Source organism: Shinella sp. NM-101, from assembly GCF_021401195.1.
Lineage (GTDB): Bacteria > Pseudomonadota > Alphaproteobacteria > Rhizobiales > Rhizobiaceae > Shinella.
The window spans coordinates 43,421-66,258 of the sequence record NZ_JACBFT010000023.1; the positions used below are offsets into that span (position 1 = coordinate 43,421).

27 protein-coding genes are annotated in these 22,838 nt (G+C 60.0%); 8 read left to right on the forward strand and 19 right to left on the reverse strand.

What is annotated here, in order from left to right:
• Positions 1–44: 44 nt before the first annotated feature.
• From L0976_RS26095 to L0976_RS26165, 15 genes are all read right to left on the reverse strand, one after another.
• Positions 45–2,168: a type IV secretory system conjugative DNA transfer family protein gene (locus L0976_RS26095; RefSeq protein ID WP_234189829.1), complete on the reverse strand. Its 2,124-nt coding sequence runs from the start codon at positions 2,166–2,168 to the stop codon at positions 45–47.
• Positions 2,165–3,163 (reverse strand): P-type DNA transfer ATPase VirB11, encoded by a 999-nt coding sequence (gene virB11, locus L0976_RS26100; protein ID WP_234189830.1) that lies wholly within the window; start codon positions 3,161–3,163, stop codon positions 2,165–2,167. The genes L0976_RS26095 and virB11 overlap by 4 nt, the downstream gene beginning before the upstream one ends.
• Entirely contained in the window at positions 3,160–4,578 is a 1,419-nt protein-coding gene (virB10, locus tag L0976_RS26105) for a type IV secretion system protein VirB10 (protein WP_234189831.1), read from the reverse strand. Before virB10 ends, virB11 begins: the two co-directional genes overlap by 4 nt.
• Positions 4,575–5,360 carry a TrbG/VirB9 family P-type conjugative transfer protein gene (locus L0976_RS26110; RefSeq protein WP_234189832.1) on the reverse strand — a complete coding sequence of 262 codons (786 nt, stop codon included), beginning with the start codon at positions 5,358–5,360 and terminating at the stop codon, positions 4,575–4,577. The genes virB10 and L0976_RS26110 overlap by 4 nt, the downstream gene beginning before the upstream one ends.
• The gene (locus tag L0976_RS26115) at positions 5,357–6,091 is read right to left on the reverse strand and encodes a virB8 family protein (protein WP_234189833.1); all 735 of its coding nucleotides are present in this window, start codon (positions 6,089–6,091) and stop codon (positions 5,357–5,359) included. The genes L0976_RS26110 and L0976_RS26115 overlap by 4 nt, the downstream gene beginning before the upstream one ends.
• Positions 6,092–6,246: 155 nt before the next feature.
• Positions 6,247–6,606 (reverse strand): hypothetical protein, encoded by a 360-nt coding sequence (locus tag L0976_RS26120; RefSeq protein WP_234189834.1) that lies wholly within the window; start codon positions 6,604–6,606, stop codon positions 6,247–6,249.
• Positions 6,607–6,634: 28 nt separating this feature from the next.
• A complete protein-coding gene (locus tag L0976_RS26125; protein ID WP_234189835.1) occupies positions 6,635–6,868 on the reverse strand; it encodes a hypothetical protein in 234 nt (77 codons plus the stop codon).
• Positions 6,869–6,923: 55 nt separating this feature from the next.
• Positions 6,924–7,943 carry a type IV secretion system protein gene (locus tag L0976_RS26130; protein WP_234189836.1) on the reverse strand — a complete coding sequence of 340 codons (1,020 nt, stop codon included), beginning with the start codon at positions 7,941–7,943 and terminating at the stop codon, positions 6,924–6,926.
• Between the two features lie 4 nt (positions 7,944–7,947).
• The gene (locus L0976_RS26135) at positions 7,948–8,124 is read right to left on the reverse strand and encodes a hypothetical protein (protein ID WP_234189837.1); all 177 of its coding nucleotides are present in this window, start codon (positions 8,122–8,124) and stop codon (positions 7,948–7,950) included.
• 6 nt (positions 8,125–8,130) lie between these two features.
• Positions 8,131–8,847, reverse strand: a complete 717-nt coding sequence (locus L0976_RS26140) for a type IV secretion system protein (RefSeq protein WP_234189838.1) — start codon at positions 8,845–8,847, stop codon at positions 8,131–8,133.
• Between the two features lie 12 nt (positions 8,848–8,859).
• Positions 8,860–10,086, reverse strand: a complete 1,227-nt coding sequence (locus L0976_RS26145) for a transglycosylase SLT domain-containing protein (protein ID WP_234189839.1) — start codon at positions 10,084–10,086, stop codon at positions 8,860–8,862.
• Positions 10,016–12,427 carry a VirB4 family type IV secretion/conjugal transfer ATPase gene (locus L0976_RS26150; protein ID WP_234189840.1) on the reverse strand — a complete coding sequence of 804 codons (2,412 nt, stop codon included), beginning with the start codon at positions 12,425–12,427 and terminating at the stop codon, positions 10,016–10,018. The genes L0976_RS26145 and L0976_RS26150 overlap by 71 nt, the downstream gene beginning before the upstream one ends.
• Positions 12,424–12,714, reverse strand: a complete 291-nt coding sequence (locus L0976_RS26155; RefSeq protein ID WP_160787225.1) for a type IV secretion system protein VirB3 — start codon at positions 12,712–12,714, stop codon at positions 12,424–12,426. Before L0976_RS26155 ends, L0976_RS26150 begins: the two co-directional genes overlap by 4 nt.
• Before the next feature lies 1 nt (position 12,715).
• Entirely contained in the window at positions 12,716–13,039 is a 324-nt protein-coding gene (locus L0976_RS26160) for a TrbC/VirB2 family protein (protein ID WP_234189841.1), read from the reverse strand.
• Positions 13,040–13,088: 49 nt separating this feature from the next.
• Positions 13,089–13,646 carry a lytic transglycosylase domain-containing protein gene (locus L0976_RS26165; RefSeq protein WP_234189842.1) on the reverse strand — a complete coding sequence of 186 codons (558 nt, stop codon included), beginning with the start codon at positions 13,644–13,646 and terminating at the stop codon, positions 13,089–13,091.
• A gap of 239 nt (positions 13,647–13,885) precedes the next feature.
• Between L0976_RS26165 and L0976_RS26170 the strand changes: the two genes are divergently transcribed.
• The 5 genes from L0976_RS26170 (at position 13,886) to L0976_RS26190 (ending at position 17,164) form a co-directional block, all read left to right on the forward strand.
• Positions 13,886–14,353: a hypothetical protein gene (locus L0976_RS26170; RefSeq protein WP_234189843.1), complete on the forward strand. Its 468-nt coding sequence runs from the start codon at positions 13,886–13,888 to the stop codon at positions 14,351–14,353.
• Positions 14,343–14,852, forward strand: a complete 510-nt coding sequence (locus L0976_RS26175; protein ID WP_234189844.1) for a thermonuclease family protein — start codon at positions 14,343–14,345, stop codon at positions 14,850–14,852. The genes L0976_RS26170 and L0976_RS26175 overlap by 11 nt, the downstream gene beginning before the upstream one ends.
• Before the next feature lie 656 nt (positions 14,853–15,508).
• A complete protein-coding gene (locus L0976_RS26180; RefSeq protein WP_234189845.1) occupies positions 15,509–16,288 on the forward strand; it encodes a hypothetical protein in 780 nt (259 codons plus the stop codon).
• 165 nt (positions 16,289–16,453) lie between these two features.
• Positions 16,454–16,855 carry a hypothetical protein gene (locus L0976_RS26185; RefSeq protein WP_234189846.1) on the forward strand — a complete coding sequence of 134 codons (402 nt, stop codon included), beginning with the start codon at positions 16,454–16,456 and terminating at the stop codon, positions 16,853–16,855.
• Between the two features lie 9 nt (positions 16,856–16,864).
• Positions 16,865–17,164: an addiction module antidote protein gene (locus tag L0976_RS26190; RefSeq protein ID WP_234189847.1), complete on the forward strand. Its 300-nt coding sequence runs from the start codon at positions 16,865–16,867 to the stop codon at positions 17,162–17,164.
• Between the two features lie 25 nt (positions 17,165–17,189).
• On the opposite strand, the gene L0976_RS26195 is transcribed toward L0976_RS26190, so the two are convergent.
• Positions 17,190–17,615, reverse strand: coding sequence for a hypothetical protein (locus L0976_RS26195; RefSeq protein ID WP_234189848.1), 426 nt, complete (start codon positions 17,613–17,615; stop codon positions 17,190–17,192).
• Positions 17,616–17,780: 165 nt separating this feature from the next.
• Positions 17,781–18,038, reverse strand: coding sequence for a helix-turn-helix domain-containing protein (locus L0976_RS26200; protein ID WP_234189849.1), 258 nt, complete (start codon positions 18,036–18,038; stop codon positions 17,781–17,783).
• Between the two features lie 594 nt (positions 18,039–18,632).
• Between L0976_RS26200 and L0976_RS26205 the strand changes: the two genes are divergently transcribed.
• From L0976_RS26205 to L0976_RS26215, 3 genes are all read left to right on the forward strand, one after another.
• The gene (locus L0976_RS26205; protein WP_234189850.1) at positions 18,633–18,962 is read left to right on the forward strand and encodes a single-stranded DNA-binding protein; all 330 of its coding nucleotides are present in this window, start codon (positions 18,633–18,635) and stop codon (positions 18,960–18,962) included.
• Positions 18,963–19,613: 651 nt separating this feature from the next.
• Positions 19,614–20,627 (forward strand): hypothetical protein, encoded by a 1,014-nt coding sequence (locus L0976_RS26210; RefSeq protein ID WP_234189851.1) that lies wholly within the window; start codon positions 19,614–19,616, stop codon positions 20,625–20,627.
• Positions 20,628–20,709: 82 nt separating this feature from the next.
• A complete protein-coding gene (locus L0976_RS26215) occupies positions 20,710–21,120 on the forward strand; it encodes a hypothetical protein (RefSeq protein ID WP_234189852.1) in 411 nt (136 codons plus the stop codon).
• Positions 21,121–21,209: 89 nt separating this feature from the next.
• Here the strand turns inward: L0976_RS26215 and L0976_RS26220 are convergent, their stop codons facing one another.
• Positions 21,210–22,199 carry an antitoxin Xre/MbcA/ParS toxin-binding domain-containing protein gene (locus tag L0976_RS26220; protein WP_234189853.1) on the reverse strand — a complete coding sequence of 330 codons (990 nt, stop codon included), beginning with the start codon at positions 22,197–22,199 and terminating at the stop codon, positions 21,210–21,212.
• 212 nt (positions 22,200–22,411) lie between these two features.
• On the reverse strand, positions 22,412–22,693 hold the full coding sequence (locus L0976_RS26225) for a hypothetical protein (protein ID WP_234189854.1): 282 nt from the start codon (positions 22,691–22,693) through the stop codon (positions 22,412–22,414).
• Positions 22,694–22,838: the final 145 nt, after the last annotated feature.

The window sequence follows — 22,838 nt, forward strand, 5'->3', positions numbered from 1 at the left end:
ATGTTAAACATCGCATTATCGGTTCGTCGGTGTGTGATGTCGATCTATTTGTCGGAGAATGCCGATGCGATATCTTTTTGAACTTTCTTGACCGCCCGTTTTTTTGCGGGCGTGTCGTCGAACAAGGTCAATATCCTGTCGAGTGACCTCTCAGCGTCTGCCTGTCGTTCTGCGCTCTTCATCATTGCAGATTTAAAGTCAGGTCCGTCGCCTCCAATATCACCATCAGGATGGTCGCCGTAGCTCTCTCCTTCCCGTGCAGCATTTGCACCATCAAGAGTTGGAGTAGGCATCGATTTCCTCTGTGGCAGGTTCGCGGCTCCGGAACTCCTCGCGACAAACTTTGCCCCGGCGATCGAAGGCGCTGGGAAGAGCTGATCAGAGGTTGGAGCAGCCTCGAAAATTTCATTGGCAGTGCCGGTCATGCCATTGATACTCTGCTCGCTATTCGGCATGCGCTCTCGCAACCATGCCCGCTTCGTCAATTCACGATCAGCGTAGTAAAAATTGCGAACGCCCAATATGGGCTGCTGGTTTCGCAGCTTGATAATGCACCGGGTCTCGTTCATCGCACCCAGCTCGTCGGGCCGCATGAGCGGACGCATCGAGGTCTTGTGAGACATTGTCGCGCCCTTGCGGTCGAACAGGGTCACGCCAGTCGAAATCGCCTTGTCGACCGTGACTTCCTTCCGTTCGCCGAGGAGCTGCGACACATATCGCTGATCCTCCGGATCCTGCGCTCCGAGAAAGATTTGAGCGCGGGCAGAGTTGACGAGAGTCTGTCGGCCCTCACGGGTATAAACATTGTCGATCGAGCGCAGGGACTGGACGAAGAACCAGCATGGAATGCCATAGCCGCCGAGGACGGTGGCAACGGTGAGGGCATTTTCCAATTTGCCGAGGTTCTGGAATTCATCGAGCAGGACAAGAACGCGGCGCTCGCCGCGCTTCATCATGTTGCGCGACATGTAATCCATGAACTGGACCATCAGCACGTTGAAGATCGGCCCGATCGAGGCGATCTGCTGAATACGGAAATCCAGATAGAGGCTCATGTTTTCGCGGCGCATCGCACGGATGTCGAAGGTCGATCGTGCAGTTGCACGCAAAATGCGGTTGTTCTTGAAGGGGCGCACCGCTGCCGCAAGCGAGCCATAGACCCCATCGAACTGCTTGCTTGCCATGACGGCGAAGCGGGCGAGGGTGGTATAGGTGAAGGAGCTGATCCATTTGGCGCGAAGCTCGGGATTAGCAACCTCCTCCAGCCATTCGCGGAGCGGCTGATCGCCACCCTCGACGACATTGAGGACGGTCCCAAGATTCTTGTCCTTGTCGAGAATATCGGGATTCTCCAGCACCCAGGACGTTACACCGGCGAACAGCGCACGGGCATCGGAGATCCAGTAGGCATCACCCTTGGGCGTCGGAAGCAGAGCGGTCGCAATCGAGTTGATGTCGATATCGCGCTGGTCCGGATCGATGGCCACGAAATCCAGCGGGTTGTAGCATTCGGTGTCGCCATTCTCATCCGCTGGCGAAAACCGCAGCACGCGCGAAAATTTCGACCGATAACCCGCTGTTGCCTCGTAGGTTTCGCCGCGCATGTCGAGCACGACAATGCTGTCGGGCCAGAGAAGGCAATTTGGGACGATCAGCGAGGCACCCTTGCCCGATCGCGGCGGACCGATCACAAAGCCGCCAACGTCATCGCCATCGATCCAGAGCTTCTTGCCGCCGAAGAGCATGGGTTTCACGAAACGGCGCCGGCCGGAGCCGCGTTGCGTGAAACCGCCCGGCACCTTGACCAGGCGGCCTCCGATCCGGCCGACGAACACGCCGCCCGTGCGGGTGAGCCCGAGAGCGCGGGCCTCCAGCGTGTTGAGGAAGCGTGCATCTGTCGACTTTTTCTTGCCGGTCATCGCGGCGATGAGAATTACGACGCCGGCGATCATGCCTGTAGCGCCCGCGATCGCAGGCCGCTGCCAGTCGCCAACGGCGAGATCGAGGCGCGCCGCCCGATAGGATGCCAGCAGATCGTCCTGTAGCGCCCGGAACATCCAGGTCGAATTATCGAAGGCATAGTAGAGACCGGCATAGGCAAGAGAGGAAACGAATGCCGCGATTGCCACGGCAATAACCAGGCCGAACAGCAGGATTGCCGGGTTCACAGCACATCCCCCTTGGTGAACACGATTTCCGAGACGACGCGCCGCCCATCGGGAAAGCGATACAGCTGGACGACGATAGGTATGACCTCCTTCAGGTAGTCGATGATTTCTCGCTTCCTCAGCGCTACGCCACTTTGCATGACCATAAGCGCCAGGCGATCATAGGCGTCGCGAGCAGAATTGGCATGAACCGTGGTCAGGGAACCCGGATGTCCGGTATTGATTGCCTGGAGGAAAGAGAAAGCTTCCTCGCCGCGAAGCTCTCCCAACATCACCCGGTCCGGCCGCATGCGCAATGACGCTTCCAGCAACTGTTGCGGCGTCACCTTGGCGCGGCCCTGATCACCCTTTGATGCGAGCAAGGCGACCGTATTCGGGGTGGTGGGTTTCAATTCACGCGTATCTTCGATCGTGACAATACGCTCCTCGTCGGGAATTTCCTTGAGCAGGGCATTGAGGAAGGTCGATTTGCCGGTGGAGGTGCCACCCGAGACCGCAATGGATACACGCGAGCGCACCGCGGTCCGAAGAAACAGCATGACGTCGATATCGCCCTGCATCATGGCGGCAAGAGTCTCTTCGGCCGGTGAAAGCCGGAGCTGCCGACCGACTCGTGTATTCTCGAAGGCGCCGCGCTTCTTATAGACCTCCAAGCCGATGTCATGAAACACTTGCTTGCGAATAGAAATCGCGCCGCCGTCGGGCGCCGCCGGCGGCAGCACGCACTGGAAGCGTTCGCCGGACGGGAGCGAGGCTGAGAGGATCGGGTGTTCGTCGTTGACGACCTGGTTGGTGGAGCCTGCGACGCGCTCGCTCAATGTCCTGATCCATTCGACGGAAAACTGCGCGTCGACGACACGCTCCATTCCGCTGACGCCGAGGCGCTCAATGAACAATTCTCCGGGCCGATTCACCGAGATTTCCGAGACGCGCTCATCGGTTAGAAAGGGCTTCAGCCGCTCCAGAGCTTTGTCGAGAAACGGGAACTGCTTCATTTGTAAACCGGGGCAGCAGGATAATAGGGAGTCGGATCGATGGCGCGGCGTATTTGCCCGCCACGCTTCAGCCGCATCAATTCCTGCCGGACCGGATCGGCATAAAAGGCTGAGAAGTCGAGATCGCGCCGCAGAAATACGATGATGGACTCGCCTTGGGCGACATAGATCGTCGGCGGGATCTTCGAGCTTTCCTTGAAGGCTTCGTTGGCGATGTCCTGGAGGATGGCCGAGGATTTTTCGGCGGCGATCGAGCGGGCTTCAGCGGCCGTGCGGCTCGGCTCGGTGGTGATGGTCGTGACCGCGCCGGTGATCGGATCGACCGTCGATATGGAACGGGCGCTTTCCGTGGTGGAGTTGCCGAGAGACGAGACGTATTCCGCCGCGCCGCCGATCACCGACAACATGATCGCCGAACCGAACCGCTCCCAGAAATGCGTGTCGATTTCGCCGGTGAGCCCGGCGCGGCCGAGGCGGTCAGCTCCGGGAGAGGCGATCTCGACAGAGACTCCGTCGGAGCGGATGACGCGAGACCAAACGATGAAGATCCGCTTCTGGCCGCGCGCCAGCCCGGACTTGTATTCCCCAATCAGGCGCGAACCCTTCGGAATGAGGATGCGGCCACCATCAAGAGAGCGGACGTCCTCACGCACGACGGCGCGCACCATACCGGGCAGATCGGTATTGATCGCCGTCTCGAGGAAACCCCGGATCATGGTGCCCTGGGCGATGAGCGCATCCGTCCGGTCGAAGCGGGTCGCCTTCACGATGCCGGCCGTCTGCTTTTCCGACTGGGCGAGGAAAGCCTTGTTGGCGTCGCTTTCCGCGCCGGGGACAGCGACGAGTTGGCCATCGTCGGCGATGGTCACCGCCTGGTCGCCGGAAAGTGTCTCTCGGTTCGAGCCGTCAAGAACGATCTGCTCGGAGCGCAGCCGCTCCCACCGTGCCTTTTCCTCGTCCTCCCGGCGTTTGGCCTCAAGTTCGGCAAGCCGTGCTTCCTCTTCGGCCCGCCGGCGTGCTTCTTCCATTCGAAGACGCTCTTCCTCAGCGCGGCGACGCGCCTCCTCGATCTGGCGGAGCTTTTCAAGATCATCGCCCTCATTGACCTTGACGTCGACCGTTGCGGGATCGACTGGCTTCTTTTCCTCGACAGGAAGCTGAACGAGGTTCGGATCGGCGGCCTGCTTGACGGGTTCATCGGGGAAATTGCGGATGCTGGAATTGGAGGTCTCGAAGGTCTCGCCGGTTCCGTCTGTCACAGTCGGGTTCTGCGGTCCAGCGGGCCAGTTGACATAGGCAAGCACGCCGACGCCGGCGACAAGGAGGAGCGGCAAGGCCAGCTTCCCGAGGCGGCCATTGCGATCGCTCGCCACGCTGCTTTGTCCATCGAGGTGGTCGAAGTCGATCTTGCTCAACGCTGGCGCTCCTCTTTGTGGCCGAGGCGCTTCGGCCCGTAGGCGTCCTCGATGAGGTCGAAGGATTGGCGATTGGCCTGCCGGTTATAGAGGCAAAGCCATTTGTCGCCGGCGCGCAGGGTGAACTGCGCCGCGATCTTGTCGACGACGACATACTTGCCTTGCGTGCGCAGATTGACTAGCGACTCCTGACGCCTGCCTTCGACGACGAAGATTGCGGGGATTTCGTCGGGGAACTCCAGATACATATGCGTGCCGTCATCGAAGGCGACGCGCGGCTTCAGGCTGGTGTCTCCCTTGAAGACATAATCGTAGTTCAGGCGGTTCGGATCGAGGTCCTTCAGCAATGGATCCTTGGCGCTCTCCTGCGCGGCGGCCAGCAGCCGGGCATTGACGTCTTCATCAGGATATTTGAAGCGTACCTGAAAGGCGGCGCGCAGGTCGGCCGCAGCGGAGCCTTTCAGGAGCAAGGCATAGACGCGCTGGTTGGTGACGATGTTGACGTTGGTCTCGGCATTTTCGCGCAGGGGCTTCACGAAGAGGATGCCGGAGCCCTTCTTCGGCACGATCGACCAGCTGGCTGTATCGCCGGCGGAGATGGTCTCGATCACCTCGGAGCTGCCAAGCTGGATCATCGTGGAGACGCCGAGGCCGGCCGGCACGGTGACCACGGCATTGTTGTTGAAGGTGATGTAACGGATACGGGGATCGGCTGCGGACGAGCTGGTCGCCGTGGCGAGAAGCGCGAGCGCCGCGAGGGCGAGAAGAGATTTCCGCATCATCGCGCCGCCCTGTCCGCTGGCAGCACCTCTGGCAGCGATTCTTGGTCGCGCCTATATTCGACGACCTGGAAGCCGAGCGGATTGTCGAAGCGATATTCGTTCTTCAAAGGCGCCGTCGTATAGCGGAAGCGAACCACGGAGACCCAGTGCTCGCGGCGAAGGGTGTTGTCGCGGCGGGTCTCGGTCGAGAATCGGACAGTCGCCGTGGAGGCGTTGAGGAACGAAACTGACTTGATGGTGACGGCGACGCGCGTGTTGCGCCCGAGCACCTTGTCCTTGGACTGCGGGTTCGACGGCTCGAAGTCATGGCGGAGGTCGGCTGCGGCCTGCCCGGTCGAATAGAGCTGGGCGAGATCGTAATTGTCCTTCAGCGCCCGTGGGTCGTAGGTCTCGCGCGCCCGGATATAGCGGACGATGTTGGCAGTCTTGATGGCATCGTTCTCGGAAAGCTTGCTTTCGTCCAGGGAACGGGCGACCTCAACGAAGCCGGTGGTCTTGTCGGCGATTACGACCACGGCCTCGAACTGCTTCAGCGGCACAAGGAGATTGAGCGCCGACAGGCTGAGCAGCGTGGAAATTCCGGCGGCGGTGGCGACCGTCCAGGCGATCTTTCGCGAGCGGCGTTCCTTGCGATAAAGTTCAGCCTCCCAGGATGCGCCGGCTTTCCAATAGGCGGTGAGGTCGATCGGCGGGGTTTCGGGCGTATTTTCGGCTGGCTCTGCGTTCGTCATCTGGGGTATCCGGTGGTCGCCATCGGTGGCGAGGAAACTATAGTTTATTCACTTGGCCAAGCGATCTCCTCGACCGAGCAAGTCGGTGATTAGGATCGATCTGCCAAGCCTGGGTGTAAGGAGCGTTCAGCTCCTCGGTGCAGCCGAACGAGGTCTTAGCTGCACAAGCGCATCAGCGTTTTCTTGGACGCCGTGTTGGAGAAGATGAAAGAGCGATCGTTCTTCACGTCGATCTTGACGGTATCGCGATCGCCATCTGCCTCGTCCGATCCGGCCTCGATCCACAAGACATCGAGAACATACGAGCTGCCGTCCTGCTTGACGGAAAGAACCTTGCCGGCGGTCTTGTTGGCGCCGATGGCCTTATCCTCGATATAGATGAACGCGGCGGCCGCAGCTTCGCAGCCACCTTCGGCCGGTGCATAGGCGCCCGTCAGCACGGGCAGGATCGAACTAGGCGTTTGCGACCAAGCCGCGCCGGGGATCAGCAGGCCGAGCGCGAGCATCGTCGACACTATTTTCTTCATACCGAAGCCTCCTCGCTCAGAACCCGAACAACCCGCCAAGGCTTTGCGCGTAGCCGGCGAGCGTGTTGTAGAGATCGATGCAATAGTCAGCGATCGGCTTGATGAGAATGACGATCAGGATGAAGAGAATAGCCCACTTGGCTTCTCCCGGTTTCGCGTCAGATTTGGATTGCTCCGCGATCTCTTCGTTGATCCGGATCTGCTCGTGCATGGCGCCGTTCAGGCGCCGAGCTTCATCGAGATTCCGCATGCCGGCCTCCTTGTGTTGAAACTATATTTAACTCTCCCAGCCGGCATCTTCCACCTCAAAGTTGACCATTTTTCTCGGTCTCGCGTTGGATCGCTCTCGCTCGGGCGGCCTTCACGTCCGAGGCGGTACGGCGCTTGGCAAGTCCAGCCGACATGATTCTGGCGCGCCCTGTTACCTGCCTTGTCGCCCATAGGGTCGAGCGCCAACCGCCGAGGGCTGGTGTATCTCCCTGACCAAGTGGCATGCCGCCGACGATCGCACTCGCAAAGGACGGAATGAAACGGAAGACCACGATCCCCAGAAGGCAGACGATCACGAATGGCGCGACATAGGAGAGCTTACTTTCCGTCGCCGTGTTGTTGGCCGTGTTGATGGCGAGTTCGATGAGCTGATAGAGGAAGGCAAGGAACGCCATCATCAAGGTCTGCGTCACCATCAGGTTGACCATCAGCAGCAGCCACCCGTCGGTGAAGCGGAAGGTCCAGCGGTAAAGCGCCAGGATGATGAACACCGGCGCAAGCGCCAGCGTGATGAACAGCATGAGCTTGGCGGCGAGGATCGCAGCCGCTGCGACGGCGATGAAGATCATCGCGACGACGAAGACCACCGCGCCGATCAATGCGCCGACATATTCGAAGGTGCCGGTCGCCACCTGCTCATAGACCTTGCCAGCCGTCTCAAACACGGCATCGAGGATCTTCACCACGCCGGTCGTGTCGTCCGTTCCGCCGTCGAGGATACCGCCGGCTCCGGCGATCGACTCGATGATCGTGTCGGAGATCAGGTTCGGAACGGCCTGCACGAGCTTGTAGAGGGTGGCGGAAAACGCTCCCCAATTTGTCGCCATATAGTAGATAAAAAAGGCGCGGCCGAGCCTCCAAGCCGCGTCCGGTACGGAAAAACCCTCCCGACCGGCGAGGATCATGTAGCCCCACCAGATGACATAGAGGGTGAGCATCGCCCCGAACAGGACATTCACCTGAAGCGCAAGGCCGTCATAGGCGTTCTTGATGAACGTCTCACCAATGGCGTCGAGCTTGGAGAAGATGTCCGAGATGATCGTGGTCGCGGCCAACAGCTCACTCCTTCAGCACAGGCGCGAAGGCGTCATTGACCTGCATAGCTGGGCCGCACAGGTCATCGGCGGGCGCCGCATACCCCGATATCGGCGGGCAGGGGGCTTTCTTCTCGCCCTTCGTCTGGCAACCGGCGAGCAAGACAAGGCCCGCCAGCGTCGTGGCAACGATCAAACGCATGTGGCCTCACTTGAACGGGTTGATGTCTTTGTATTGCAGCATCTTTGCGGTTTCCGATTGCTGCGTCAGCCGCATCTGCATCTCGGTGTTGAGGGCCGAGACCGCGCCATTCGAGACGCCGATCAACTCGTTGATCGTGCGCGCGGTCTCCAGCTGCATTCGGGTGTTGGCGTCGACCGAGCCCTTGACGTCCTCGGCAGAGCCGATCTGGCCGGTGGCCGATTGCAGCGATTGCTCGCGCTGCGTCACGCCTTTCGTCGCCTGCTGGGTCAGAGCCGAGAGCAGCGCGACCGTGTTGACGGCACCCGAGAACGCATTGTTCATCGCTCCGGCGTCGTCGCCCTCGACAATCGCCTTGACCTGCTTCACGAGCTGAAGGCCGTTGATCAGGGTGGCGGCGATGTTCTGCGCGTCGGAGCCAAGGCCGCCGAAGGAGAGCGTGCCGCCGTTCATGATCGACGAGAAGGACGGCGCGGCCGATACCGACATATTTCCGCCGAGGCCGGTCGAGGAAATCCCCATCGACCCGTCGCGGCTGCCGGATAGCGCGCCGAGGATTTCCTTGGTCTTTTCCAGGATGTTGGTGTTGGTCTTCATGATCTCGCCGGTGTTTTCGGCATTCTTTTTGGCAATCGCGAGATTGGTGTTGTCGATCACCGGAATGTCGGCGAGCGCCGGCGTCGAGAAGGCGAGGGCGGCGGTGACGACGAGAAGTTTGTTCATGAATTACCCCCTTTAATCTGCCGCGTTTGCGGCATTCTGGATAGATGAAAGATTGTCGCCGATCGAGCGATTGGAGCCACCGGACGACAGAAACTCGGTATCAGCGTCCTCTGCCGCGACAACGGCGCAGCGCGGCCAATCCTTGCGCGGCACCTTCATTTCTTCGAGGATGACGGGGTCGCAGCTATACGGATTGACCTTCGAATCCGATTTCAGCGTCTTGGCCGTTTCGGACGTCTTCGAGAGGCGCATCTGCATGCGCGCCTGCAGCAGCTCGTTGAAGAGATTGCGGGCAGTGATCAGGTTGTTCAGAAGCTCGGCGTTGACGGCGCGCGCCTGCGTGTTGTCATCCCAGGCATCCTGGTAGATCTCGGAGGCGCCAACGGAGACCGACAGCGCATCGATACGCCGGCCCGCCTCCTGGACGCGCGCCGAACTCGCGTCGATCCCTGAAACGGCCCGGTCGACCGCGCCGGCCGCGGCGCTGTTCGAGCTGCGCGTCGCGCCCGAGCCATAGTCGACATAGGATTTGTACGAGGGCGAGGCGATATCCTCGATATTCGAGCCGCCGGCATAGGCGTTGAACCAGGTGTGGTTCCGTCCAACTTTTCCCGCCCAGTTCTTCTGCTCGGCTGCGGTCGATCCGTTGTACCAGGAGGCGAGGCATGCATAGTCGGTGCTGCCGCATTTGTTGACGCCCATCCCGAGATATTTGACGCCGCCCTCGATGTTTTCCTCGTTAATGTCGCGGTCGAAGCCCATGCCCTTGCCAGTCCGCTTCGTCAGCTGCATCACGCCCTTGACGCCGGTAGGTGAACCCGAGCACGTCGAAATCCCGGATTCGGCGTGCGCCACCGAAAGAGCGAGGCCGACGGGCACATTGTATTTTTCCGCATAGTGCTTGATCAGCTCGACGTTCTTCGCGTCCTCTTTCACGGCCTGCGCCGGCGAACGATAGAGTCGCCGGTTCTTCTCCTTCTGGGAGATGTTGCAGTTGGTGATCTCCTGTTCTTCGAGCTGGTCGGCTTGCGTTTCCGTGTCCTTCTTCGAGTGCTCCTCGTCCTCGGCACGTTTGTCCTTCACATCGTCATCGATGACAGGAATATCGGCCCAGGCCAACGGCGCAGGCGCTCCGGCCATTGTCGCAGACAGCAGGAGAATGATCGCTCTACGCATCGGTTGCCTCCTGGATCGTCCAGCCGCAGAAATGTGGGAGCCAGGCGGCCGGCGCCTCGCCATAGGTTTCGCGGAGCGTCTGGCACTCGCGCACCGTCTCCGGTCGGCCGGACAGCACCTTCACCAGGTCCGGCATTGCCGAGAGATCGAGCCGGGCAATAATTGAGTCCTGCGCATGCTTGATGAGAAAGGTCCGGCTTGTTTTGTCGGCTTGTTTGACGAAGCGGAATTCCTTCTCCGACAGACCGAATGCCTTGCGGTAGCTTTCCTCGTCGGCGGAGGCGTTCGGGAAGAAGATGTTTGTCATCGTCTGTTCGATAATCGTGTTGCGCAGATCGGATCTCACGACGTCGGCCGCCGACTGCGTGCCGAAGCCAACGATGCCGTTCATTTTGCGGATGGTTTTAAGCCAGTCCTTGATGAAGACGGAAAACACCTCGTCATCGAGCAGCCGCCAGCCCTCATCGAGAAAGATCATAGATGGACGGCCGTCGAGGATCTCCTGGATGCGGTGGAACATATAAAGCAGGGCCGCCGATCGCGTGCGCTTGTCAGATAAGATATCGGTCATGTCGAAACCGATCACAGAGCCTGAGAAGTCGAGCTTGTCCGTGGGGTTGTTGAAGAGCCAACCCTTGTCACCCGTGGTCCATTCCTTCAACCTGTCGGCAAGGTCGCCGATGCCGGACCGCATGCGCCCGCTCAGTGCTTCGGTGAGCATATCGAGACGACGCTGCGGGCGCTCGAAGTCGGTATAGATGCTATCGACGGCATCGGATATGACCGCCATCTCCTCGGCGTTGAGCACGCGATCCGATGGTGTGACGAGATAGGAAATCAGGGTCTTGCCGAAGCTCCGGTTGGCCGGGGTATCGTCGAGCTGCAACGGCGCAAAGCCGGTCGGCTCGCCCGGCGAAAGCCGCTCGTAGCGCCCGCCCATGGCCCGAACGAAGATCTCACCGCCCCTGTCTTTGTCGATAAAAACGCAGCGCGGGCGCGGCTGGACACGCATACCCTGGGCGAGCAGGAAGGAAAGCGCCACCGTCTTGCCCGAGCCGGTCGGCCCGATAGCGGTGAAGTTCCCGACATCGGCCTCATGGAAATTGAAGAAGTAAGCCGTCTGGCTGGTGGTCTCCAGGAGTGAGATCGGCAATCCCCAATGCACCTTATGCGTCTGCCCGGACGGGAAATTGTGCGCGGAAAACAGCCCGGCGAAATTCACCGACGAGATCAGGCCCTGCCGGGCGATGTAGGAGAAGTTGGTCGGCAGCTGCGCCCACCAGGACGCTTCCTGATTGAGGTCCTCGCGGACGGCGACGACGCCCATGCGGGCCAGCTCCGCAGTGACGTCGGCGACGGCGCGATTAAGCCGTGCAAGGTCGCGCTCGAGCACCGCGACCGTCATATGATGTTTGCCGAACACGACCTCACCGGAGGCGAGCCGGTCACGCGCTGTCTCGATATCGTCTTCGACCGCCGTGCCGCCGTCGTCGGAGTTCGCGATCTGCCGGCTGATGGTGGAGATCGCCTCCGTGACCGTCGTTCGGTCTTCCGGCGCGAAAGAGTGGGTGACGATGAATTCGTAAGGCAGGCGAAGTAGGCCGTCGAGCTGGCCGGGCGTCGTCATCGGCGGATATTCCTTGATCGACACCATGGCCGCGACCTTCGACGTCGCGCCGTCGGACGACCAGATTTCCGTAGCCTTCCGGCCAAACATGATCCGGCCCGTCCCGACATAATCGGCGAGCGACATGCGGGGCAGGGGCATCGACCGCTCGTCACCGGCGGCGAGGATCTTGGCGAAGAATTCGGCGGGCTCGGAATAGAGGCCGCCGTCGCGGGTGACGCAGGAGAGGATTTCCGGGCGATAGGAGCGGAAGTCGCCGGCGATGCCCGAGACCATGTCCTTGAGGTCGCGCAGTGCCTCGCCCCTGGCCTCGACCTCATTGTCGGCCATGCGGAAGACGTCGAACATGCGGTCGACCTTGCCGGCGCGTCCGGTCATCGGGCGGCGGATCACCGTGAGGTACAGCTCGTTGACGAACATCGTCCGGCGCTTCAGCCCGTCCATGTAGCGGGCGTTCAATTCGTCGGCGAAGGGGTTGTCGAAATCGCCCTCGATGGCCGGGGCGATCTTGCGCCGGATGATGGTGGCATAGAGCGCGAAACGCGACGATCCGAGGGATCGGACCGTCATGTTACGGTTCGCGAGCCGCGCGTTGATCTCGGCCTGGTCCATGGTCTGGTAGGGGAGGCCGGATAGCCGGATCACCTGTAGCAACAGGCCGGACTTGGTGACGATCGTTTCCTCGTCGACATGGCGAAGGTAGGGAACGTGTGTGCCGATCCCTAGATCGCGGGCGCGTTCGCGTCCGAACTTCAGGTCGTGATTGACGATGTTCATGGGGTGTAGCTCCCCGCCTTCCAGAAGCGTCTGTTGCGGATCGCCCGGCGCATCGACAGGAACACCTGCACCACGCGGACGATGTGGATGTCCCGCTGGCAAAGGTAGAGCGCGATAAAATGGATGGGCAGGACGACGAGAGGCGCCAGAAAATTTGATGATGCGATGAAGATGACGATCCCGAACATGCCATTGAGCACGAACACGATGATGTCGACGCCGAAATACAAGGGCGGGCGCGTCAATGGCAGGATCAGCGGTTCTACGTCGGGCGCGTCGTCATGCATGTCACATGCCCGCCGAGGACCGCATTGCGTCGACCAATTCGCCTGCGCCGAAGATGATCGCAATGCCGATGATGATGGAGAATGCCCATTGCCAAGCCATGCGGCCGGTGAGGAACAGGAAACCCATGGCGCAAACCGCGATGATCATGCACGACCTTGCGACGTTGCCCTGAAGAACCGTGACACCCCAGTCAAGAACGCTCTCGATTGGCGTTGCGGATTGCGCATGCGCGAATTCGGGGACCAGTGCGAGTGAAGTCGCAAGTACCGCCAACGATAGGGCGGTCTTACCGCCCGAGCGCGGCCTGATGGGGAAAATGCTCATTCGAATGTCCTTCATGCTTGGGAGGATGGAATGGGGAGGGACGACCATGCTAGTCGGCCGTCCAGACGTGCTCGTCGCGCCAGGGCGATGAGGCCATCGCGACCGTCTCTTTGTGAGCACTTTGACCGCCGCGCCGCTCTTTCGCAGCCGAAGCCTTTGCGGTCAGGGTCCAGCGGTTCATCACCTTGACGATGTACTGGGCGGTCTCGTTGAATTCGGGAATGCCTTCCTTGCGATAGACCCGCTCGGGACCGGCATTGTAGGCGGCGAGCATCAGGAGGGGATCGTCGAATTCGCCATAGAGCTTCTTGAGGTAGCGGACGCCGGCGCGGATATTCGACTCGGGATCGCAACGGTCCGTCACGCCATAGTCGGAGGCGGTTTCCGGCATTAACTGCATGATACCGACGGCACCTGCGTCGGAGACCTGATGCCTGCCACCGGCGCTCTCGACGTCGGCCACGGCGAGCGCCAGATCGGGGTCCAGTTCTTCTTCGGTGGCGATCGTCCGGACCATTTCCAGGACGCGATCCGCATCGACCGGCTCGCACGCTTGCGCGGACATCGCCGAGGTGGAGATGAGGAGGATAAGCAGGGTGGTTTTCACTTCGATCGTCCGGGTTGCCGCATTAAGGAATAAACTATAGTTAATTCGTATGGGATTCCCCTGTCAATTCAGAAATGGCTTTTTCTGCTATGCACAAACAACTCAAGGTTATGGGGCTTGCTGCCTACGTCTTGGCCGGAGGTGCGAGCCTCGCGGTTGCGGAGGGCGAGGATCCCTATAGGGAACCCTCGCCAAACTATCTTCGCCAGTACCGGCAAGAAGGGGCGAGGATGTTCGTGTTGGAACGCTTCGACGCTGATGGAAGGCTTGTGGCGCGGTCTGCGGAAAAGCTGGAAGGGAAAATCAAGATCGACAGCCCCGTCGAGCGAACAATCGCGGGCCATCGTATCGCCCTGCGTGGTTTGGCTCCCTGCCCGACAGAAAACGTCGTTTATAACCGGGTGCAATCATGGAGCTGTACTGATGCCGCACGCGATTATGCTGATGCGGTCTATAACAGACGTGGCAGCGTCATCCTTTGCAAGACCCTGTTGCTGACACCTGCCGACGGGGCGTCCATACCGGCCTCATGCTTCGTCCTCGTTGGTGGAAACGGCGAGCCGTTCAAAACCGTCAACGATGACGACAGCATGGTCTTTCTCGGCCTGGCGGCAATCGGGCGGACGCAGGACGGCCGCTCCCGTCGCCCGGACCTCGAAGAATCGCAATCGCTTTCACGATCGATGGGGTTCCAGAATGCGGATTAAGCTCTCGTTCGGCATGGCTCTGCTGCTGGCGACAACGGCACACGCACAGGAGGAAACTGTCTCGTTTCCTCCGGCCGTGCGTTTTGAAACAGGAGATAGTTGGCAATACGATGGCCGGAAATTCCGGCTGTTTGGCGTGCAGGCTTGTATTCGAGGGACGGTCTTTCGTGCGCCGGACGGTGCGGAAAGCGATTGCGGGATGATGTCGATAGCATCTCTCGCAGCCCTGTTCTCGACTGGCTCGGTCAGCTGCCAGCCTGTCGGCCGAGCAAATGACGATGCCTCCTTTGTCGTCTGCGCCGCCCTGCTCGACAATGCAACGGTTGACGTCGGGACCGCGCTCATATCCTCTGGCGCTGCATTCGCCGCTGTCTATCCTTCCGGCACGCCGGTTTCCGCTGCATACGCTGTTGCCGAATCGATCGCCAAGGATAATGGAAGCGGGCTATGGTCGGGGCACTTCACCCATCCCGTTGCCATGCTTCTCGACAAGAACTGACCAAACTGCATCGAGGTCGACTTGTAAGCACTCCGCGATCGTGCCGATTTCCTTGACAGTCAGGCGACGCCAGGCGCCGGATTGAAGATATTCCAGCCGTTCTTCCGAAATACCCGTTATCTCTGCGAATTTAGGGAGCGTCGTCCCTCGGCGTCGAAGTTCCTCAGCAAGATATTGCACGAGTTCAGCGGCACTCTCATTGGCCATTTGCGGTCATCCTTTCCTTTTCCCGTCGCACAGCGTCGAAGACGAGGGAACGTTCGATCCCTGTTCGAGGAGTATGGCGGAGGAGCGTTCGATAAGCTGATGGCAGAACGGGCGGATGTGATTCCGCCAGCCCATTTGTCGCGCAACCCCTACACGAGTTAAAAGCGGCGATTTCGCGGCAGCTCAGCTTTATGGTTGGTCAATGAGTAAAATATAATTACTCTGGTGACTCGCTTCGTCAGGAAGTGAGATGGAGGTCCTATGTCATAGACAAAATAAAACCCGCCTCGGAGAGACGGGTCGAGTGACACACGATGATGTGCGCAAAAGTCTTTATAGCCATCGATTTTTTCGCACATTGACGCCACCGCTGCAAGCTAATTCTTGCCACGGATACGTGTGCCTTGTGCTCCGATCTCTCCCTGATCATCGTAATAAATGGAGAGATCATGCTTGCCATGAACCGGACGGCCTATGGGCCGAACCTACTGGCGCGCCTGCTTGCAGCGGGTTCGCATCAACAAGTCGATGAATGCGCGAAAGCGGCCTGGGTGCTGAACGGCGAAGGGCTGATCGCGGACGAGGAGATGGACTATCTGGCTCCGGTGATCGAGCACCGACGGAAGTGGATTAGGGAGGGAATGCGCTCGGTTCGGTCTCCAGCGTGCGTCGGCCGTTGCCGTCCTGCAATTCCGTCGAAAATGCGGTCATCTGTCTGGCTTCGCCGGCGCGCGCTCGCCAAAGACTGCATCATTCCTACATGCTTGGCAGAAGCCTTCACTGTCAGCAAACTTGCGGTGCTTTCGGTCATTGCGCGGGCGGTGATGGACCGCGGACAATCGAATATGTCATTGCCTGAAATCGCCGCACGCGCCGGCGTCGGATGCACAACGGCACGCTATGCTATTCGGGATGCGGCGCGGATGGGCCTGATCAGCGTCTCCGAAAACCGCATCAACAGATTCTGGAATCGCCCCAACACGATCAGAATCGTGTGCGGACGCTGGCTCCGATGGCTGAAGGCACGTTCAGCGTATCGCACGCGAAGAACAGCACGCTCACCTGATAGCGGTTCTCTGGGCACCCCCCTCAGAAATCTGATCCCCATGATTGATATAGGAAGATTCAATCTTACGACTACGATCAAACAGGGTGAGAATGTGCGTGCAAGTTCCGTATGGTGGGATGGCTGCATGCATAATTGTGGCGCAAGAATAGCTTCTGGATAGCCATGCTTTGGCGCTGATCGGCATTTTTGGTGATCGATCGGTTCCATAATAGAACTTATGCGATATGTTATAACGTAACGTTATGCCGTGAAGCACTATGGGAAATTGATCAACGTTTGGCCATAGCCTATCTTTTGCGCCGACTAATGAATATACAGGAGATTGATGATGGTCGACGAAACCAGGAAACTTCCACGCTCTCCAAGGATCTGGTGGGAACTCCATCTTTTCGTGATCGCCTTGATCGTTCCGACGGTTGCCTACCCATACGCTTCAGCCTTCAGTCCCGCAGTGACGCCTGTCGGAACTTATTTGGTGATCTCGGGCGCAGCGATCGCATTGTTGCTGTTGTCCATGTTCAGAGACATCGGCCCGACCTTCGTCGAGAATGCTGAAGCCCGGTTTCAGAACCGCTATGCCACGGATATCTATTCGATTCCGGTGGCATTCACCGCAAAGCCGACGATCGTGCCTGGCTTCTCCTGGCTACAGGCGACCCGCGCCGATAACAGCGAGACGATCATGCCTTCGAAGCTAAGATTCAACCACAGTCGTCGAGCCGCGTAGGCTGAAGCCATGAATGAAAAGCCATCCACACCTGCTTCTATTGACGAACTTTTGTCCGGCGAGACGATCGCGGCGTTTTTGGATGACGCCTTTGCCACCGAGGATATTGACAAGATCGCGGATGCCCTCGGAATAGCCGTTCGCGCCAAGGGCGTGTCGGTGATCGCAGAGCAAACAGGTCTGCCGGGCGAGCGGCTCGAAGCGTCGTTGACCAAGGATGGTTATGGCGACCTGTCCTTCACAGAAGTCGTCGCTATCGTGCAGGCGCTGGGCGTCAGGTTGTCCTTTGAAAAGGTGGGCACCTGGTAACTGGCGAGGATATGCTGCCCGCGCCCTATTTCGTCGGCTTGCAGATCAACGGCCGAAGCTCCTGCACGATCACACCCGTCATCGGCGACACCATCGCACCGATCCAGTTGTCGGAAAACACCCCTGCGCCATCAGCCGGTGAAAGCCAGACCACCTCGTTCGTATTGAGTTCGATCTTCACTTCGCTTGCGATCGGGCTGCCGGCGATCGTCTGGACGTAGTGGCGCTTGATCGGATGGATAGTGCCTCTCCAATCCGTCAGGCGATTTTCGCTGTAGTCTAGAACAACCTCCCCCACCTCCGCCGTCGCAGCGCAATCGATCGATCGTTCACACCGAATGACCGACGAAAACCCGCAGGTCCAGGTGAGGCTCTTCGGCCACATCGGGTTTTCACCCGCATATGCCGTTGAGGCAAGCACGACGAAAGCAGAAGCCACAAAATAGTTCATGATCGGAAATGCCCCAACATCACGCCGGGAACGCAGCGATTCATCCGGCGACCCTACACGACCGGGAAGCTAAATATAGTTTATGAAGCCGGCAAGCACTCTTAACGTGTGGAAACGAATTCTGCCCGCGAGATCAGGGAGTTCAGTCAACGCTATCGTTGCCGATCAAAGAGGTGCGGAGCCGCTCATGAGTTCCTGCAAAGGCACATCGAGATTGATGCTAATTCGCGTGATCGTCTGCAACGAGGGATTTGCCGTCCCGTCAACGATCTGAAAATAAAAGGGATATGTCACTTCGCAAAGGCGAGCCATTTCCTTCTTGTTGAGGCCGCGCCTCTCACGCTCTCGTTCTATGACCCTCGCCATGTTTCGCAGGATCATCGTTCCAAGCTCGGTGTCAGCCTTCTTGCGCTTGCTCGTCATCGTCGGATAAACTATAATTTACTCGTTACTGGGTTTGATGAGAAGATTGCCGATGTTCGCGAAAGCCATGCCTTCACATATCGTCCTCGGACTGTTTTTGACGACCGCGGTGCTTCCAGCTCCCGCTGCTGCAAGCGAATGGGGGTGCGAGGTTCTGCTTTGCGCGTCCTCGTCCAACCCATCCTGGAGGGGCGTCCCCGCTTGTCACCCGCCAATGACGCGCCTGATCTCCGCGATGAAAAAACCGGGCTTCCACTGGCCGACCTGCCCCGAAGCGGGAACGGGTTCGCCGGGCCACGAGAGATATGCGGAGTGCCCGGAGGGCTATCAGGTCGGAAGCAGGCGGGACCGCGACGGATTCGCCCGAGAGGGCGATCTCTGCGTCAAGACAGTCAACATTTGCCAGGGCAAAACGCACGGTCTCTACAGTTCTGATCGGCAGCGGAGCTGCATACAAACGGTCTCCATATCCCGACCGCTCAGGTCAGAGCCATATTACTTCGACATCAAGAATGACACCTCTGGCCAAACCGAGCGGCATTGGTTCGGGCTCAACAGATAGACGGTTTTTCTCGGTTAAGGAAGGTTTAATCCATGCGTACAGTTAACCGGCATACTCTGCTTGGCCACGTCGGCAACGTCATACCGCTGGAAAATGCATTGAAGGTGAACGTGGCGACCAATCGTGAATGGCATGCTGACGGGGAACGGAAGAGCGCCACCGATTGGGTCCAGGTCACTGTCCTCGACAAGGATCAGGTCAAATGGATCAAGGAAAATGTCGGTCAGGGCGATCTCGTCTATATCGAGTCGCGGATCTCCAACAGCAGCTACGAAAAGGGCGGCAAACAGGTCTATACGACGGACGTCATCGCGAAGCTCTTCAACCTCATTTCAAAGAGCAGGGCGCATAGTCAAGCATAAGCGTTGGGCGGGTGCCCAGCCCTCCTCCCCTGTATGCACCTGCCCCCCTGAATGCCGCCGCTCACCCCGGCGGCATTCTTTTCCATATCGCTCTTCCCCGATGGTGCCGATCGTTATCCAGCCGCAGCGCCGTGAGCGGAGCAGGCGGAGGAAACCCGCGCTCCCCAATAGCGCCGTAGGGTTTTCCGGAGCCTCGTGGGTAACGGTCGGTTTCTCCACGTCGATGATCTTCTTCGATTGTGCCATGGGCCACCGCCCGTTTCGGGCGGCCGCGCTCTATGCGAAGGGGCACGGAGCCAGCCTGCGGCCGTCTCCGCCGATGCCGGTGACGATCGCTTGTCCTTCTCGGCTGCTGCGCATCCGGCACTGAGGCCCGCACGCGGGCCGCGTGTTCCCTGCCGCTCATACGACAGGCCATCGATCCGGCCAACGGGCAAGCGCGCCCAAGGGCGCTGTCGCCCGGCGAAAAAATCGGCTTTCACCGCTGCGCGCCGAACCTTCCGATTTTTTCACCGGCCGACCCATGACCGGACCGCCGCCCTGCCGGGAGCGGTCTTCGCCCCCTCCCTTCGTCCCGAGGACGTGTGGGCACGTCCTTCGGACCAAAGGAAGAAGGCTCCGCCCACGGCGAAACCGTAAAGGAGAACGGGCATGACCATAGCAATCGTTGAAAACAGCACCCTTGTCGTCACGGTCGGCAGCTATGCGACCAGAATCACGGCCGCGAGCATCACCAGCAGCTTTGACGCCTTGAGCCATTTCCCCGAACGGCGCGCGGCCGGCGAACTGTCCGACCTTGCCATCCGCATCAACGCCTTCGGCGACTATGTGGACGAGCTCGCCGCTCGGGAGGGTGTCGCGGCCAGCTTCAATGCCGTGGACGAAAAGCAGACTTTCGCCATCCAGCATGTGGCGATCACCCGCGCATTCTGGGCGGCGGAGAGCCGCTGCATGAGCTGGTTCGTCACCGGATCGGCCAACTTTCCGGTTGCGCGGAACGAGAAGCGCCAGCGGTCGGCCGATGCGCGCAGCGCAGAAATCCGCGAGCATGACAGGAAGGCACGTAAGGCCGCAAAGCGCCATGCCTTCCCCTATGGCGCGGAGGGCGAGGCCATCCGCTCGAATGATCCGGAAGCCCTCGACAGGATCAGGAAAAAGATTGCCGGACTGGAGAACGATTGCGAGCAGGCGAAGGCCGCGAACCGGATCATCCGCACCATGCGGGCGAAGAAAGCCGAAATGGCAGACATCATGCGCGCCGTGGTCGAGCAGACCGATATTGAAATCCACGTCATCGGTCGCGCCTTGCAGCACGCCGAGACCTTCCGCATGCCGGTGAAATTCGACACGACGCTAGACCGGGCGGAAATCCGCCGCCTTCAAGATCGCCTCGCTTCCCTGGAGCAGTTGCAGGAGCGCGGCGACACTGAAACGAAGGTGGAAACCCGCCTTGGGGAAATCGAGATCATCGAGAATATCGAGGCGGCGCGCATCCAGCTTTTCTTCCCCGATAAGCCCGACGACGCGACGCGCGGCCTCCTGAAATCCAACGGCTTCCGCTGGTCTCCCTCCTATGGTGCATGGCAGCGCCATTTGAACGAGAACGGCCGGTGGGCGGCGAAGCGTGTCGTCAAGCAGCTCCAGGATGAGGACGGGCGCGCGTAGAGCGCCCCTCTCCTCATCTGGCCGTTGGAGATAGTTCAGGCGGCGTTCCCTCTCCATCATGTCCAAGTCAAAGGAAACCAAAATGTACGCGGGCGTTTGGCGAAGATTGCTGACCGAGATCAATGGCCAGCTCTATACCGCCATGCTGCATGGTGTCGGGTGCGGTCCCTTTGATGGGGGCTGCGTCGTGTTCGCTGAGGCGCTACAGCAATGCATCGGCGGAGAGATCGTTGTGCTCATCGACGCAGCAGATCGCGCCGACCACGCCGCCGTGCTCGTTGATGGCCTCCTCATCGACTGCGACGGTCCCATGGAACCATCCGGTTTCATAACGCGATTCAACCTGAACGAACGGGTGAGTGTCGTCGCATATCGTGCCATCCGCCGTCACGACCTCCCCAACGCGTGTCGGGATGACCGCCTCCGAGCTATTCTTGCGGACATCATCCACTATGGCTTTGGCCAAATCGACTACGCATTGCCGACCGCCTGATCCTCACCGCGTCGAGCGGTTTGGAACAGGACGAGGGGTGCCCCAAAGCCCCACCCCTCGAACTCCCTTCCCGCCCATCGGCATCAAGGTTACGAGGATAGATCGTCCGGCTGGCCGGTTTTGTCGAGCTGGTCGCGGATATACGCCTCGATATAGTCGAAGACCTCCACCGCGCCCGCGTCCGTCTCGATCAGATCGATCGGGCGACGGCCGCCAAGATGGGCGCTTTCCCGGCGCGCCCATTTCAGGATCTCACCCTCACTGCGTAGGACCGGACGGGCCATCTCCAGCATCTTCGCAAGGTGGTGCGGCTTGGCGTACCATGAATGCGGCTTCACGCTCGCACGGCGATGTCCGGGAACGACATCCGGCAACTGCGAAGCGCGAAGCTCGTCATCGGTGATATGCCGCCGCACCCAATGGGCGTGCTTCGCCAGCGAGACATTCGCCTCGCGTTCGAGGTCACCGCCGGCCCCGACCTTCCGCGTCGGAATAACCAGGCCGCGGACGATATGCGGGCATCGCGCCTCCAGCATCTCCAGTGCCGGCGCCAGATCGGTGTCGTTGGTGACGAGCACGATCTGGTCGATATCGCCGCTCAGCGCGTCGTCATAGAGCTGAAGCGCCAGGTTGACGTCCGACTGCTTCTCCTCGAGCTTCCAGACCTGGATCTTGTCGCAGTCGCGCGGCCAGCGCTTCGGATCGTCTGCGGGAACGATATGCTGGTTGGCCTTGTAGAGAGCATAGTGGCCCATCACGAAGGAGAGCCGGCCGCCGCAATGCGTCGTCAGCGCATTGTGATAGTGGGCTTGCGACGACACGGAATCCTCGCCCTTCGACGCGCTCTCGATGATCTTCGCGGTGAAATACTTGATCGCGCAGTCTGGATGCAGGGCCATCGTCGCCGGCGGACTATCCGGCGCGGGCCGGTAGAGGATCGTCGGCAGAATGTGCGTCTCGAACAGGGCAAGGACGTCGAGCCACTTGAAGGCCGTCTTGCGCAGGCACCCGTAATAGAGATTGTAGCCGTCGATATAGACGCGTGTTCGTAACGCCGGCACGCCCTGCCCCCAAGACATAAAAAAACCGGCTTGCGCCGGCTTTTTCCCCCAACCGCCCGGAGCCCATGTCTCTCAGGATGCTGGGTTAGTTGTTACCTCTCAACATAGTGTCGAGGGGCGTCCACGTCAATCGGTTTCGACAGCCACCGGCGCATTGCATCGGCGAATCCGCCGCGATCTGGCACAGAGTAGGCGTCCGAATCTCGATAGGCAAGTCTTTGTCCGGCCGCTTAAGTTCCGCCGGCGATCCCATGGTTGAGCAGGACGGAATAGGCCGGGCCTCGTCCTCCCTGCCCTTCTCTTCTCGTAACGACCGCTTCCCGATGGTGCCGATCGTTATCCAGCCGCAGCGCCGTGAGGACGGCGCGGCCGCGGCCGCAGCGAACCGGCCCCGCCGGTGAGCGGAGCAGGCGGAGGAAACCCGCGCTCCCCAATAGCGCCGTAGGGTTTTCCGGAGCCTCGTGGGTAACGGTCGGTTTCTCCACGTCGATGATCTTCTTCGATTGTGCCATGGGCCACCGCCCGTTTCGGGCGGCCGCGCTCTATGCGAAGGGGCACGGAGCCAGCCTGCGGCCGTCTCCGCCGATGCCGGTGACGATCGCTTGTCCTTCTCGGCTGCTGCGCATCCGGCACTGAGGCCCGCGCGCGGGCCGCATC

Bases quoted from the DNA above. Each gene is read 5' to 3' on its own strand.
- virB11 (WP_234189830.1), bottom strand. From the start codon at position 3,163: ATGAAGCAGTTCCCGTTTCTCGACAAAGCTCTGGAGCGGCTGAAGCCC.
- L0976_RS26110 (WP_234189832.1), bottom strand. From the start codon at position 5,360: ATGATGCGGAAATCTCTTCTCGCCCTCGCGGCGCTCGCGCTTCTCGCC.
- L0976_RS26115 (WP_234189833.1), bottom strand. From the start codon at position 6,091: ATGACGAACGCAGAGCCAGCCGAAAATACGCCCGAAACCCCGCCGATC.
- L0976_RS26125 (WP_234189835.1), bottom strand. From the start codon at position 6,868: ATGCGGAATCTCGATGAAGCTCGGCGCCTGAACGGCGCCATGCACGAG.
- L0976_RS26135 (WP_234189837.1), bottom strand. From the start codon at position 8,124: ATGCGTTTGATCGTTGCCACGACGCTGGCGGGCCTTGTCTTGCTCGCC.
- L0976_RS26140 (WP_234189838.1), bottom strand. From the start codon at position 8,847: ATGAACAAACTTCTCGTCGTCACCGCCGCCCTCGCCTTCTCGACGCCG.
- L0976_RS26145 (WP_234189839.1), bottom strand. From the start codon at position 10,086: ATGGCGAGGCGCCGGCCGCCTGGCTCCCACATTTCTGCGGCTGGACGA.
- L0976_RS26150 (WP_234189840.1), bottom strand. From the start codon at position 12,427: ATGAACATCGTCAATCACGACCTGAAGTTCGGACGCGAACGCGCCCGC.
- L0976_RS26155 (WP_160787225.1), bottom strand. From the start codon at position 12,714: ATGCATGACGACGCGCCCGACGTAGAACCGCTGATCCTGCCATTGACG.
- L0976_RS26160 (WP_234189841.1), bottom strand. From the start codon at position 13,039: ATGAGCATTTTCCCCATCAGGCCGCGCTCGGGCGGTAAGACCGCCCTA.
- L0976_RS26175 (WP_234189844.1), top strand. From the start codon at position 14,343: ATGCGGATTAAGCTCTCGTTCGGCATGGCTCTGCTGCTGGCGACAACG.
- L0976_RS26180 (WP_234189845.1), top strand. From the start codon at position 15,509: ATGCTTGCCATGAACCGGACGGCCTATGGGCCGAACCTACTGGCGCGC.
- L0976_RS26185 (WP_234189846.1), top strand. From the start codon at position 16,454: ATGATGGTCGACGAAACCAGGAAACTTCCACGCTCTCCAAGGATCTGG.
- L0976_RS26190 (WP_234189847.1), top strand. From the start codon at position 16,865: ATGAATGAAAAGCCATCCACACCTGCTTCTATTGACGAACTTTTGTCC.
- L0976_RS26195 (WP_234189848.1), bottom strand. From the start codon at position 17,615: ATGAACTATTTTGTGGCTTCTGCTTTCGTCGTGCTTGCCTCAACGGCA.
- L0976_RS26200 (WP_234189849.1), bottom strand. From the start codon at position 18,038: ATGACGAGCAAGCGCAAGAAGGCTGACACCGAGCTTGGAACGATGATC.
- L0976_RS26205 (WP_234189850.1), top strand. From the start codon at position 18,633: ATGCGTACAGTTAACCGGCATACTCTGCTTGGCCACGTCGGCAACGTC.
- L0976_RS26210 (WP_234189851.1), top strand. From the start codon at position 19,614: ATGACCATAGCAATCGTTGAAAACAGCACCCTTGTCGTCACGGTCGGC.
- L0976_RS26215 (WP_234189852.1), top strand. From the start codon at position 20,710: ATGTACGCGGGCGTTTGGCGAAGATTGCTGACCGAGATCAATGGCCAG.
- L0976_RS26220 (WP_234189853.1), bottom strand. From the start codon at position 22,199: ATGTCTTGGGGGCAGGGCGTGCCGGCGTTACGAACACGCGTCTATATC.
- L0976_RS26225 (WP_234189854.1), bottom strand. From the start codon at position 22,693: ATGGCACAATCGAAGAAGATCATCGACGTGGAGAAACCGACCGTTACC.